At 71.7% G+C, this 13,271-nt stretch carries 12 protein-coding genes; 6 read left to right on the top strand and 6 right to left on the bottom strand.

Annotation, left to right across the window (positions count from 1 at the left end; all coding sequences use genetic code 11):
• Positions 1–15 precede the first annotated feature (15 nt).
• Entirely contained in the window at positions 16–1,443 is a 1,428-nt protein-coding gene (locus FBY23_RS13585) for a hypothetical protein (RefSeq protein ID WP_186348230.1), read from the bottom strand.
• Between the two features lie 646 nt (positions 1,444–2,089).
• Here FBY23_RS13585 and FBY23_RS26695 point away from each other — a divergent pair.
• Positions 2,090–3,040 (top strand): NUDIX domain-containing protein, encoded by a 951-nt coding sequence (locus tag FBY23_RS26695; protein ID WP_141798627.1) that lies wholly within the window; start codon positions 2,090–2,092, stop codon positions 3,038–3,040.
• Here the strand turns inward: FBY23_RS26695 and FBY23_RS13575 are convergent.
• A complete protein-coding gene (locus FBY23_RS13575) occupies positions 3,024–3,632 on the bottom strand; it encodes a DNA-3-methyladenine glycosylase I (protein WP_141798626.1) in 609 nt (202 codons plus the stop codon). The two genes, FBY23_RS26695 and FBY23_RS13575, sit on opposite strands and share 17 nt — an antisense overlap.
• A gap of 45 nt (positions 3,633–3,677) precedes the next feature.
• Here FBY23_RS13575 and FBY23_RS13570 point away from each other — a divergent pair, with 45 nt between their 5' ends.
• Both FBY23_RS13570 and FBY23_RS13565 read left to right on the top strand, forming a co-directional pair.
• The gene (locus tag FBY23_RS13570; RefSeq protein ID WP_141798625.1) at positions 3,678–5,618 is read left to right on the top strand and encodes a GMC family oxidoreductase; all 1,941 of its coding nucleotides are present in this window, start codon (positions 3,678–3,680) and stop codon (positions 5,616–5,618) included.
• A gap of 80 nt (positions 5,619–5,698) precedes the next feature.
• The gene (locus FBY23_RS13565) at positions 5,699–6,088 is read left to right on the top strand and encodes a hypothetical protein (protein WP_141798624.1); all 390 of its coding nucleotides are present in this window, start codon (positions 5,699–5,701) and stop codon (positions 6,086–6,088) included.
• Positions 6,089–6,160: 72 nt separating this feature from the next.
• On the opposite strand, the gene FBY23_RS13560 is transcribed toward FBY23_RS13565, so the two are convergent.
• Genes FBY23_RS13560 through FBY23_RS13550 form a run of 3 tightly spaced genes read right to left on the bottom strand, consistent with a single transcriptional unit; the run spans position 6,161 to position 8,746 of the window.
• Positions 6,161–7,258: a ferredoxin--NADP reductase gene (locus FBY23_RS13560; RefSeq protein WP_141798623.1), complete on the bottom strand. Its 1,098-nt coding sequence runs from the start codon at positions 7,256–7,258 to the stop codon at positions 6,161–6,163.
• 27 nt (positions 7,259–7,285) lie between these two features.
• Positions 7,286–7,588: a hypothetical protein gene (locus FBY23_RS13555; RefSeq protein ID WP_141798622.1), complete on the bottom strand. Its 303-nt coding sequence runs from the start codon at positions 7,586–7,588 to the stop codon at positions 7,286–7,288.
• 15 nt (positions 7,589–7,603) lie between these two features.
• On the bottom strand, positions 7,604–8,746 hold the full coding sequence (locus FBY23_RS13550; protein ID WP_141798621.1) for a Rieske 2Fe-2S domain-containing protein: 1,143 nt from the start codon (positions 8,744–8,746) through the stop codon (positions 7,604–7,606).
• Positions 8,747–8,783: 37 nt separating this feature from the next.
• Between FBY23_RS13550 and FBY23_RS13545 the strand changes: the two genes are divergently transcribed.
• Both FBY23_RS13545 and FBY23_RS13540 read left to right on the top strand, forming a co-directional pair.
• Entirely contained in the window at positions 8,784–9,974 is a 1,191-nt protein-coding gene (locus FBY23_RS13545; protein ID WP_141798620.1) for an acyl-CoA dehydrogenase family protein, read from the top strand.
• Between the two features lie 11 nt (positions 9,975–9,985).
• Positions 9,986–10,996 (top strand): acyl-CoA dehydrogenase family protein, encoded by a 1,011-nt coding sequence (locus FBY23_RS13540; protein ID WP_141798619.1) that lies wholly within the window; start codon positions 9,986–9,988, stop codon positions 10,994–10,996.
• Positions 10,997–11,024: 28 nt separating this feature from the next.
• Here the strand turns inward: FBY23_RS13540 and FBY23_RS13535 are convergent, their stop codons facing one another.
• Positions 11,025–12,530, bottom strand: coding sequence for an LVIVD repeat-containing protein (locus FBY23_RS13535; RefSeq protein WP_141798618.1), 1,506 nt, complete (start codon positions 12,528–12,530; stop codon positions 11,025–11,027).
• Between the two features lie 97 nt (positions 12,531–12,627).
• Here FBY23_RS13535 and FBY23_RS13530 point away from each other — a divergent pair, with 97 nt between their 5' ends.
• A complete protein-coding gene (locus FBY23_RS13530) occupies positions 12,628–13,266 on the top strand; it encodes a maleylpyruvate isomerase N-terminal domain-containing protein (RefSeq protein ID WP_141798617.1) in 639 nt (212 codons plus the stop codon).
• Positions 13,267–13,271: the final 5 nt, after the last annotated feature.

Genomic DNA, 13,271 nt, shown 5'->3' with positions numbered 1-13,271 from the left:
CGAGGTGCGCCACCCTCAGGCGGCGTAGCCCTCCGCGAGGACGATCGCGTCCTGGGCGTGGAGCTGGTACTCGGCACGGGTGATCGCGGTGGTGCCGCCGCTGGTGACGAGCCTGTAGAGGCCGTGGGGTGTGCCCCAGATCCACTTGTCGGGTCCGAGCTGCAGCACCGTGTAGCCGGGCACGTGGGTCTTGGCTCGGTGGTGGTGTCGGGTGAGTGGGGTGTCGTTGTGGTCGCCTGTCTGGCCGGGTGGTCCGTGCTTGTCGTAGGCGACGGTGTGGTCGTGGTCCGGTGCCCGGCCGCTGCGCGTGAAGAGGCCGGTGGCGTGGGGGAACACGTCGCCGACCGTGCGTAGCTGGGTGCGGTGCTTGACGTCGGTGGGGTGCTCGTAGCCGTTGACCGACCGTCCGGTGTGCAGGTCGATCACCGGCTGCACGCTGATCGCCGCGTGGCGACCCAGGAGGTCGCTCACCTGGGTGAGGAGTCGTGGGCCGAGGCTCTCGACCCGGGCAACGGGTCCGAGGGCGCCGGTGTCGTCGAGCGCGACGTGGACAACGATCTCCGCGGACCGGCGGGGGTCTCGTGACGGTTGCTGCGCAACCTCCTCGACCTCCGAGGTGCCCGGGGTGTCGTTGATGTCGTGGAGGAACGCGAGGACAGCAGCCGGGTCGGCGAGCATCGCGAACGCCTCGGCCCGCCAGAGCTCCATCGACAGTGGTTCGGCGCCCTCGGGGACGTCGGCGTGCTCGGCGAGGGCAGCCGCGAGGTCGTCGACCGTGTGCTGGTGGGCGAGGGCGTCGGCCTCGTCGAGCCGCGCGAACACCGTTCCCACACCGGCCGTGTTGTCGGCGTCGTCGACCTGGGACCCGGGACGCGCCTTGGGGTACCAGACACCCTTGTCCTGCTGGTTCTTCTCGACCCGGGCCCGGTGGGCGGCGGGGTCGGCCTCGATCACCTTGGCCTCCGCGATGGCCAGGATCCGCGACGGCGACTCGTCCAACGCGGCAGCGACAGCCTCATCGACGATCCTGATCTGGTGGCGGTCGAGCGTGCGGGACATCCGTGCAACCCGCCGCACCACCCACACCTCGCACCGTCCCGCGCGGACCCCGGCCCACACGGCAGGGAGGCGGTGGCGCAGGTCGAACGCATCGGCGAGGGCGCCACGGGTCGAGAGCACGTGCTCGTGACGGGCGATCGCCATCTCCACCAGTGCCAGGTCGGCCACCTCCGGAGTCCCGTCCCCACCCAGGCTGATCAGCCGCGGTCCGCCGAACCTCACTGGTACCGCGCCGGGCTCGGCCTGCGGGTCACCCGAGTGGAGGTCGGCCCACGCGAGCAGCAGCTCGAGCTGCCGGACCTCGGCCTTCCGCCGATCCCGGACGCCGTCCTCGGCCGCGCGGAGCAGCTGCTCCGGCGTGGCATCCGAGAGGTCCGAGATCATGCACCCATTCTACTAGAACATATGTTCGACTCCAAGAGGTTGGAGGAGACTTTCGCCTTGTTTCTAGGGGTTTCCGACCGTGCAGACCGCATCCCGACCGGGGAACCCGGCGACCTCCCGACCGTCTTCGTCGCTGCTTTTCGGAACGCGACCGGCTACGTACCCGAGGCCCGCGGACAGTTGCCACGTACGGCCCCGGTGGTCTCGTGACGGTCGCTGCGCGACCTCCTCGACCTCCGGGCGCGCGAACCGCAGCCCGACCGCGGGACCCGGCGACCTCCTGACGTTCTTCGTCGCCGCCTTTCGGAACGCGACCACCTACGCATCCGGAGCCCGTGGACAGTCCGCGGGAATGGCCGGTGGTTTCGAGGCTCGTCGCTGACGCTCCTCGCGCCTCAACCATCGGGCGAGGTCGGTTGCGGTGGTCTCGTGACGGTCGCGGCGCGACCTCCTCGACCTCCTGGCGGGAACCGCAAGCCGACCGCAGAACCCGGCTCCTACGGACCTTCGTCGTTGCTGCGCCTTACCGCACTGTGCCGGCTATGCAGCCGAAGCCCGCGGACAGTCAGCGCGGATTGCCCGGAGGTTCCGAGGCTCGTCGCGGGCGCTCCTCGCACCGCAACCACCGAGACGGAAGGATGAGGACATGCCTGGACCGTCCCACGACGCCCCGACCGGACCCGCTGAGGAACAGGTCGCCCTGTACGGCGCCGACGGCCGCCCGACCGGCGAGTCGGTGCCGCGCTCACAGATGCGGGCCCGGAACCTGCGCCACGCGGCGACCCTGGTCGTGGTGCGCAATAGCGCGGGCGAGGTCTACGTCCACCGGCGCACCGACACCAAGGACGTCTTCCCCGGCTGCTACGACTTCGCGGCCGGCGGGGTACTCCAGGCCGGCGAGGAGCCGTACGACGCCGCGGTGCGCGAGGCGGCCGAGGAGCTCGGGGTCACCGGTGTCGACCTCCAACCGCTGGGCGAGGACGACTACACCGACGCGCACACGTCGTACCACGCGTTCGCCTACACCTGCGTCTACGACGGCCCGATCACCTGGCAGGCCGAGGAGGTCGCCTGGGGCGAGTGGGTGAGCGTCGAGCGGCTGCGGGAGATGCTGGCGACGCGGGAGTTCGTGCCGGACACCGTGGCGGTGCTGGGCGCGTGGCTTCACGGCGTGGAACCGCTGTGGGAGTCTCGGGAGGTGACCACCGTGACCTCGCTCGCCACCGCCATGTTCACCGTCGCCGACCAGGACGCCGCCGTCGCGTTCTACACCGGACCGCTCGGCTGGGAGCTGCGCTCGGACCTCGCGTTCGGCGAGGGCGAGGCCGCCGGCCGGTGGGTGGAGGTCGCACCGCCGGGATCGGTCGCGGTACTGGCGCTCAACGTCGCCTGGGACGGCTCCGCGCCGGGCGGGGGCGCCGTCGGCGTGGAGGCGACGGACGTCCGCGGGGAGCGGTCCCGCCTCTCGCACGAGGGGGTCGCCGTCGGCGAGCTCATGGGCGGCGAGGGCCCGGTGCCGCTGATGTTCTCCGTCGCCGATGCCGATGGCAACACGATCTGGGTCGTCGAGGCGCAGCCCCTCACGCCGGGGGCGTGAAGCCGGCCCGGGCGCGGGCGACCTCCTCGCGGGTCACGCACCCCGCGACGTGGTCGTTGACCAGCCCCATCGCCTGCATGAACGCGAACGCGGTGGTCGGCCCGACGAACCGCCAGCCGCGCTTCTTGAGGTCCTTCGACATCGCGACGGCGGCCGGCGAGGTGGTGAGGGTCTGCGGGTCGCCCAGCTCGGACAGGGGCGGCTCGAAGCCCCAGAAGTACGCCGCCAGCGAGCCGCGCTCCTCGACCAGGTCGAGCGCGCGGCCGGCATTGTTGATCACCGCCTCGATCTTGCCGCGGTGCCGCACGATCCCGGCGTCGGCGAGCAGCCGGGCGACGTCGGCCTCGTCGTAGCCCGCGACCACGTCGAAGGCGAAGCCCGCGAAGGCGGCGCGGAAGGCGGGACGCTTCACCAGGATGGTGCGCCAGCTCAGGCCGGACTGGAAGCCCTCGAGGCTGACCTTCTCGAACAGCCGCTGGTCGTCGACGACCGGGAAGCCCCACTCCGTGTCGTGGTAGGCGGGGAACTCCGGGGCGCTGACGGCCCACGGGCAGCGGGGCAGGCCGTCGGGACCGGGCACAGCAGCAGTCATGCCGAGACCCTCCCACGACCCACCGACACGCCCTACAGTCCCGTCATGGCGTTCACTGCGCGGCAGGTCAGGGCCATGGGCCTCATCGCCGACACCTTCGCCCCCGGTGGCGACGGCGTCCCGGCCCCGACCGAGGTCGGCGCCCACGAGCTGGCGCTGCGGATCGCGGAGGCGAACCCGCGCACCGGCGAGGTACGACAGCTGCGGGCGCTCCTCGACGCGTGGGACAGCCGCGCGCTCGGGCTGGCCCTCGCCGGGCGCCCCCGCCGCTTCTCCGAGCTCGACCAGTCGGCGCGCGAGCAGGTCCTGCTGTCGCTGTCCGACAGCCGCGTGGGTGCGAAGCGGGTGCTCTTCCAGGGCCTCAAGACCGCGAGCCTGCTCCCCTACTTCATGACCGGCGGCCAGGCGCTGTGGGACGAGATGGGCTACCCGGGCCCGCTCGGGGTCCGCGCCGACCCGCCGACGCCGGTGGTCCGGCCGATGCCGCTGACCCATGACACGACGATGAGCTGCGACGTGGTCGTGGTGGGCTCCGGCGCCGGCGGCGGTACGGCGGCCGGGGTGCTCGCGGCCGCCGGGCTCGACGTCGTCGTGCTCGAGGCGGGCGGCCTGCACGACGAGCGGCACTTCGACGGCAGCGAGGAGACCGGCTTCCTCGAGCTCTACGCCCTGAGCCCGCAGTCGACGGCGGAGGGCCAGGTGGCGCTGCTGGCCGGGCGGGGCCTCGGCGGCGGCACCGTCGTGAACTACTCGACCTCCTTCCGCACACCCGACCGCGTGCGCGAGGAGTGGGCCGGGCACGGCGTACCCCAGTTCGCCACCGGTGAGTACGCCGCCTCGATGGACGCCGTGTGCACCCGCCTCGGCGTCAACACCGACCACGACAAGGCTGCCCCGCGCGACGCGATCCTCGAGCGGGGCGCCCGGGCGCTGGGCTGGGACGTGGGCGCGATGCCGCGCAACGTGGTCGGGTGCGACCAGGACGTCGAGTGCGGCCGGTGCGGGATGGGCTGCCGGCTCGGGGCCAAGCAGTCCACGGCGAAGACCTGGCTCGAGGACGCGGCCCACGCGGGTGCCCGGATCTGCACCGGTGTCACGGTCCGCACCGTCACGACGAGCTTCGGGCGCGCGACGGGGATCGAGGGCGTCACCGCGGACGGCCACCGGGTCCAGGTCCGCGCCCGCGCCGTCGTGGTCGCGGCGGGCGCGATCCAGACCCCGGCACTGCTCCAGCGCAGCGGGCTGACCAACCCCAACATCGGCCGCCACCTCCGCCTGCACCCCGCCACCGCCGTCTGGGGCCGGATGGAGGAGCCTGTCGACGGATGGGTGGGCGCCATGCAGAGCCGGTACGTCGATGCGCTCACCGACCTCGACGGCGACGGGTACGGCGTGCTCTTCGAGACCGCCCCCTTGACGCCGGCGTTCGGCACCGGCTTCGTCAACTGGCGCGGCGCCGAGGACTTCCGGCGCCGCATGAACGAGCTGCGGCACACGCTGGGCGTCGCCGTGATCGTGCGCGACCGCGACCCGGGCGGCACCGTGCAGGTCGACCGGCACGGCGAGCCCGTCGTCCGCTACCGGCTGTCCCCGCGCGACACCGACCACCTAGTCCAGGGCCTGGTCGGTGGCGCCCGGATCGCGGAGGCCGCCGGCGCCCGCTGGATCGCCTCGACCCACCACCGCACGGTCAGCTACGAGCCGGGCGTCCGCGGCTCCGCCACGACCTTCGAGCAGGACCTGCGCGCGGCCGGTGCTGCGCCCGCCACCCTCGCCCTCGCCGCGCTCCACATCATGGGCTCCGCACGGATGGGCGGCTCGCGCGACACGTCCGCGGTCGACCCGGACGGACGCACGTGGGAGGTCGAGGGGCTGTACGTCGCCGACGGCTCCTGCTTCCCGACCGCCTCCGGCGTCAACCCGATGATCTCGATCGAGTCGATCGCCCACATGACCGCGACCAGGCTCGCCGCCCGGATGCGCTGAGGCAGCGATGTAACGCACGGGCCGGTCAGCGACATGTACCGGGTGACGAACGATTCGACCAACGAAAAGGAGCGTCACCCATGACTCTCGCCCGTACCGCCGCCGCCGCGGCCGTGCTCGCCCTCGGCTTCACCGTCGCGCCGCTGACCGGCGCCGTGGCCGCGCCGCCCACCGACGCCCCCTGCGCGAAGCAGCAGGCGCAGCTCGACAAGGCCGAGGCCAAGCTCGAGTCGCTGACCGCGAAGCTCGCCGCCAAGAAGGAGGCCGTCGCCGAGGCGAAGGCCGAGGTCAAGGCCTCCGACACGGCCCAGGAGAAGCGCAACGCCAAGGCCGAGCTCGCCACGGCCAAGGAGAAGAAGCAGCACGTCCAGAAGGCCAAGAAGTTCCAGGTGCAGCGCGTCGAGCACGCGCAGGCGCGCCTCGACAAGTGCCTGGCCGCCCAGCCGGCCACCCCGGCCCCGACCGCCTGAGGCCGGTAGCCACACAGACCGACGGCCGCCGGCTGCATCCTAGGGGGGTGCAGCCGGTGGCCGTTGTCGTCTCTAGGAGTAGCTCACCTTCACGGTGTCGGTCAAGGGCACCGACTGGCAGCCCAGGCGGATCCCGTCCTCGAGGTCGTCGTTGTCGAGCACGTCGTTGTAGACCATCTTGACGTCGCCCTCGATCAGGCGGATGGCGCAGGCCGAGCACTCACCCTCACGGCAGGAGTACGGCGCCTTGACGCCCTTCGACTCCAAGAAGTCGAGCATCTTGGTGCGCGGGTCCCAGTCGTCGAAGGTGTACTCCTCGCCGTCGAGCTCGACCTCGAGCTTGACCGGGCCGGCCGGGGCGTCGGCGAAGACGTCGGAACCCGGGCCGTCGTCGTCGGACTCGGCGAGGGCGATCTCGGCCTCGACGGCCTGCAGCTCCTCCAGGTCGCCGAACGGGTTGCCGCCCAGGGAGACGAACTTCTCCTGGTGGCGCAGGCTGCGGGGCACCTCGAGGTCCTTGAGGACCGTGGTGACCATCTTCATGAACGGCGCCGGGCCGCAGACGAAGGAGTCGAAGCCGCCGTACTGCGACGCGAAGGCCTTCATCTGGGCCTCGGTCGGCAGGCCCTGGACGGACTCGAGCCAGTGGATGACCTGCAGGCGCTCGGGGTTCTCGGCGGCCAGGCGGGTGAGCTCGGCGGCGAAGATGACCGACGACTCGTCGCGGTTGGCGTAGAAGACCACGATCTGGCCCTTGCCGTGCGCGAGGGCGGTACGGGTGATCGACATGATCGGCGTCACACCGGAGCCGCCGGCGAAGAGCAGCAGGTCGGCGTCGATCGAGGCCGGGGTGAAGATGCCGGACGGCGGGAGCACACGCAGCGTGTCGCCCACCTCGAGGTTGTCGCAGATCCAGTTGGACGCGTACCCCTCCGCCGTGCGCTTGACGGTGACGGTGAGCGGACCGCCGTCGTGGGGGCTGCTGGAGAGCGAGTAGCACCGCGCCGCGATCCCGGTCTGGTCGCTGGGCACCGCCACGGTCAGGAACTGGCCGGGCTTGTAGTCGAACGTCTCCTCCTGGCCCGCGGGCACGGCGAAGCTGATCGACTTCGCGTCGGCGGTCTCCTCGACCACACCGACGACGTCCAGCACGAAGGACTCGATGTCCACGAAACTCCCACTCCTCGAACAGATGGCTCAGTAGCCGTCGTACGCGCCGACCGGGACATCTCCGGCCCGGACTGCGTCGTCGATGCTAGCCATCAGCCGCGTGCACGGCTTGTGCACGTCCCGTCCGCCGGGACGCTGATCTCGTCGCACGAACTCTTGACACGCCGACCTCGCCTCTGCGCTCCACTGCACGGAGGTCTGGTGGTCGCTGTTCTTCTTGACCCGCACCCGCGCCAGGCAGTCCAGGCAGGCCACGTCGACCAGCCGGTCCTCCGTGTAGCGCCGCAGGTCGTCGAGGGTCTCCTCGCTGGTCGGGACGAACGATGCCATCGCGCGTCGCCGGCCTCAGGCGTCCGCGGGCGCGGCGGCCTCGGCGGCCGCCCGCTTGGCGAGGTTCTCGGCGACCTCGGCGTGCCAGTACTCATTGGCCTTGGTGGTGTCGACCTCGAACTCGAACCGGTCGGTCATCTCGGGCGCGATGTCGGCGACGTCGACGTAGAACTGCTCGTACCAGCGACGCAGCTGGTAGACCGGGCCGTCCTCCTCACACAGCAGCGGGTTCTGCACGGCGACCTTGTTCTCCCAGATCGCGACGTCCTGGAGGAAGCCGTCACCGAAGGACTCCGTGTAGCGCTCGGCGATGTAGGCGCAGGTCTTCTCGTCGAGGCCCTCGGGCTTCTTGACCGTGATGCCGTACTGCAGCAGGAACGACTCGGGCCCGGTCGGGATGTGGCAGTTGATCAGGATGACCTCGGTGACGAAGCCCTTGTAGTCGACCTCGAGCCAGTTGATCATGTACGACGGCCCGTAGTAGGTCGCGACCGACTTGAGGGTCGAGTTCTCGTCGCCGTACCCACCGCCCATCGTGTCGGGGCGGCCCTTCGACTCCATGAACTGGGTCGCGGTGTGGCCGTCGAAGATGTTGCGGAAGCTCGTCGGGAACGCGAAGTGCACGTAGTAGAAGTGCGCCATGTCGGCGACGTTGTCGATCAGCTCACGGCAGTGCGAGCCGTTGATCTCCTTGGTGTTCCACGACCACGGCGTGTACGCGTCCGACATCACCTCGGGCAGCTCCGGCGGCAGGATGTCGTGGTCGGCCGCCGAGCCCTCCGGGTCGTGCCAGATCAGCAGCTGGCCGTTGCGCACGACGGTCTCGTAGCGCTGCGTGCGGGCCCGCAGCGGGACGCGCCGCGCGTACGGGATCTCCTTGCACTTGCCGTCGCCGCCCCAGCGCCAGTCGTGGAACGGGCAGGCGATGTTGTCGCCCTTGACCTCGCCCTGGGTCAGGTCGCCTCCCATGTGGCGGCAGTAGCCGTCGAGCACGTTGAGCTCGCCGTCGCCGCCCTGCCACACGACCAGCTTGGTGCCGAACCCGTGGACGGCGTGCGGCTTGCCGTCGGCGAAGTCCGAGGCCAGCCCCAGGCAGTGCCAGCCGCGAGCGAAGCGGATCGGCACGGTGCCCTGGTCGAGAAGTCGCGTGTCGCTCATGTAGAACACGTTACAGTTTTGACGTTAAGGTGACAACATGCACATCGACTTGGAGCCGCAGCAGGTGGCCCTGCGCGAGGAGCTTCGCGAGTACTTCGCCCAGCTCGTCACCCCCGAGATCCGCGCCGGCCTGGCGTCCGCCACCGGCGAGTTCGGCGAGGCGGGTGTCTACAAGGACGTCATCCGCCAGATCGGCAGCGACGGCTGGCTCGGGATCGGCTGGCCGAAGGAGTACGGCGGCCAGGCCCGCTCCATGGTGGAGCAGCTGATCTTCACCGACGTGGCGGCGATCGCCGGCGTGCCGATCCCCTACCTCACGCTCAACACCGTCGGACCGACGATCATGCGCTACGGCAGCGAGGAGCAGAAGGAGTACTTCCTGCCGAAGATCCTCGCCGGCGAGCTGCACTTCTCGATCGGCTACTCCGAGCCCGGCTCCGGCACCGACCTCGCCTCGCTGAAGACCAAGGCGACGCTCGAGGGCGACGAGTGGGTCATCAACGGCCAGAAGATGTGGACCTCGCTCATCCAGTACGCCGACTGGCTCTGGATGGCGTGCCGCACCGAGCCGGACGCGCCCCGCCACAAGGGCCTGTCGATGATCCTGGTCCCGGCCGACGCGCCGGGCGTGTCCTACACCCCCGTCCACACCGTCGCCGGGGTCGGTACGTCGGCGACGTACTACTCCGACGTCCGGGTGCCCGCGTCCAACCTGGTCAGCGAGCGCGGCGGCGGCTGGGCGCTGATGACCAACCAGCTCAACCACGAGCGGGTCGCGCTGACCTCGGCCGCCCCCCTCCAGCACTCGCTGACCCTGGTCAAGGACTGGGCCCGTGAGACGCACAACCCCGACGGCAGCCGCGTCATCGACACCGAGTGGGTGCAGATCGCGCTCGGCCGCGCGCACGCCCGGATCGAGGCGCTGACCCTGATCAACTGGAAGCTGGCCGCGGACGCCGACCACGGCGTACCCCTGTCGCCGGCGGAGGCGTCGGCCACCAAGATCTACGGCTCCGAGCTGGCGACCGAGGTCTACCGCTCGCTGATGGAGGTCGTCGGGCCGCACGCCGGAGTCACCGGCGACTCCCCCGGCGCCGTGCTCGCCGGCCGCCTCGAGCGCTTCCACCGCTCGTCGCTGGTCATGACCTTCGGCGGCGGCACCAACGAGATCCAGCGAGACATCATCGGGTACGTCGGCCTCGGCCTGCCCGCCGCCAAGCGAGCCTGAGGAGCACGGACATGGACTTCCTCTTCACCCCCGAGCAGGACGAGGCCGCCGAGCTGGCCGCGCAGATCCTCGCTGACAAGACCACCAACGAGCGGCTCAAGGAGGTCGAGGCCGGCGGCGACCGGTTCGACCGCGACCTGTGGGCGACGCTGGGCGACGCCTTCGACTGGACCGAGCTGGACCTGGTCATGGTCGCGCGCGTGCTGGTCGAGTGCGGCAAGCGCGTCGCACCCGTGCCGCTCGCCGTGCACGCCGCCTGCCTCGCCGCGCTCGGTGACGCCGCCGACTCGGGCAAGCTGTACGCCGCCGCGGTGGCCGAGGAGCGCGCGCACCTGCCCGCCTCCCCGACCGTCACGGCGGACGCGTCCGGTGCGCTGAGCGGGACCAAGACCCTGGTCCGGGCCGGCATGGCTGCCGATGCGCTGCTCGTCACCGCAACCGGTCCGTCCGGAGTGGGCGTCCACCTCGTCGACGCGACGGCGCCCGGCGTCGAGCGGGTCGCGCAGAGGACCAGCGACGGCGACGTGGCTGCGCTGGTGACCCTCTCCGGCGCCGCGGCCACCCAGGTCGGCGGGCCGGAGGCGCCCGAGCGCCTCGGCCAGCTCCTCGTCGCGCTCGCCGCGGCCGAGCAGCTCGGCGTGACCGAGGGTGCGCTGCGCCTGACCTCGGAGTACGCCAAGACCCGCGAGCAGTTCGGTCGCCCGATCGGCACCTTCCAGGCCGTCTCGCAGCGCCTGGCCGACGGGTTCATCGACGTCCTCGGCCAGCGACTCACGCTGTGGCAGGCGATCTGGCGCCTCGAGGAGGGCCTGCCGGCCGCGACCGAGGTCGCGACCGCGAAGCTCTGGGCCGCCGACGCGGGCCACCGGATCGCGCACACCACGGTCCACGTGCACGGCGGCGTCGGCATCGACCTGGACGGCGAGGCGCACCGCTACTTCACCAGCGGCAAGCGCTTCGAGTTCCTCTTCGGGGGCGCCACCGAGCAGGCGTTGGCGATCGGCCGCAGCTTCGCGTCCTGATCGCCGGCTGCTGCCCTGAGCCGCCCGGTCAGGGCAGCAGCGCCGCGGCCGGTCCCTGCAGCCCGACCGCGAAGAAGCCCTCGTCCAGGTCGGTGTACCAGACCTGCTGGCGCTCCACGTCCCATGCGGGCTGCGAGAGCGCCGCGCCGCCGTCGGGGCCGGGCTGGTTGAAGTAGCCGACCTCGCGCGGGTGGGCCAGGTCGGAGATGTCGAAGAGCCGCAGCCCGGAGCCGATCATCGAGCAGCCGGCGATCCGCGGCTCGTCGCGGGTCGGCAGCGAGCAGTAGTGCCCGGTGTAGCTGCGCACGATCATCCGGGCGCCGGGGTCGCCCATCACGTCGGCGCGCAGCAACGGGTCGTGGACCTCGAGCCGCACGTTGGAGACGACGGAGGGCGCGCGCGGGTCGGTCACGTCGATGATCCGCGCGGCCCCGACCGGGCTCTTCGGCGAGTTGATGCGTGAGAAGTCACCGAACAGGTCGCTGAACTCGTCGACCTCGAGGACGTACTGCCGCCCGTCGCGGGTGAACGGCTCGGCGACCTGCGGGATCGACGACTCGTCCCAGGTCAGCCGCGAGAGCGTGCGGATGGCCGGGTCCGGGCGACGGTCCTGGATGTCGGAGACGTCGAGGACGTCGAGCCCGGCGCCCTCGAGCAGGCCGCCGGTGAGGATGCTGGGGCTGCCGATGTTGGCGACGTACATGGTGCGGCCGTCGTCGGAGAGCCGCAGCCCGTGGTAGACCACCCCGGTCTTCGTTTTCAGCACGCGCGGTCGCCGCGGGTCGGTGAGGTCGACGGCGGTGAGCGTGAAGCCCGCGGCGCCGGCGGTCCAGAAGGTCCGGCCGTCGGGCGCGAAGCCGCTCTCGTGGCCCATCACGCCGGACAGCGTCGTGGACATCAGCCGCGGGTGGCGGCAGTCCTGGCTGGCGTCGTACACGTCGAGCACGCCCGGCGCGGTCGCCAGGGTGCCCATGACGGCGGCGATCAGGCCGCGCTCCTGGTTGACCAGCAGCGACTCGTGCGGCTGGAGCATCGCGGGCGTGATCAGGTTGGCCGTCTTCACCGGATGGGCGGGGTCGGTCATGTCGAGCACGACCACGCCCAGGCCCGCACCGCCGGTGAGCAGGCCCGGCAGGTTGAGGCCGACCATCATCGCCGAGTCGTAGTAGGCACAGGTGCGGCCGGTGACGTCGGTGTAGCGCTGCACCTTGTAGCCGCCCGACCCGAGCGCCGAGCGCTTGCCGTGGTGCCCGACCTGCACCGTGTTGCAGCGGTAGCCCTGGGCCGCGCGCCCCGACGTGTAGTCGGCCGCCGGCACCCGGCCCTGCTGCGCGGTCTCGGGCAGGTCGCCGGTGGCGCAGGTCGCGCGCGGCACGCCGCTCAGCGACAGGTCGGCCTGCGAGGAGCCCGCCGTCAGCACCGCCCCGGCGAGGACCACCGTGGCCGCCACCGCGGCGAGGCCCAGCCGGCGTACCGCGTGCGGCCGGCTGCCCGTGCGCTGCGTCGTGTCCTCGTGCACCATGGCGACCCCCATGTCGTCTGCGGTAGGGCGGCCCCGGCCGCCGAGTGCGCCCACCCTCGCACGGTGACGGCGCTCACGTCGACCACCGACCCGTGGCTAGTGTGCGGGCATGGAGCACGCCTCGTTCGTCGATGCCGCCCGGATCGCCCTCGACCTCGCCTCGAGCACCGAGGTGAAGGCCGGCTGGCTCGAGGAGAGCTCGTGCGCGGGGATGTCCGTGGGCGGCCTGGCGCACCACCTGGTCCAGCAGGCCGGCAACACGGTGCGGCTGCTGGAGATGGAGCCGGTCGCGGAGCCGCCGATCCCACTGCTTGAGCACTACGCCCGCGCGGCCTGGGTCGAGGCCGGCCCCGACGACGAGGTGAACGTGACGATCCGCGAGGGTGCCGACGCCGCCGCCGGCACCGGGCCGGACGACGTCATCGCGCACGGCACCGCCGCACTCGAGCGCCTGCCCGATCTGCTCCGCGACCACCACCGCCGGATCCCGGACCAGGTCCGGATCCCCTGGCAGGGCTGGTCACTCTCCACGAGCGACTTCCTCGTCACCCGCGCGATGGAGATCGTCGTGCACGCCGACGACCTGGCGAGCAGCGTCGGTGTCGAGACGCCCGACTTCCCCGACGACGTGGTCGCCGACGTCCTCGCGCTGCTGAGCGCGGTCGCCGTACGCCGCCACGGGCAGGTGGCACTCGTGCGGGCCCTCAGCCGGCCGCAGCGGGCGCCGGGGGACGTCTCTGCCTTCTGAGATCC

The organism is Nocardioides sp. SLBN-35 (assembly GCF_006715725.1).
Classification (GTDB): domain Bacteria; phylum Actinomycetota; class Actinomycetes; order Propionibacteriales; family Nocardioidaceae; genus Nocardioides.
The sequence above is the reverse complement of the archived record's forward strand: the minus strand, read 5'-3'. Positions and strand labels throughout refer to the sequence as shown.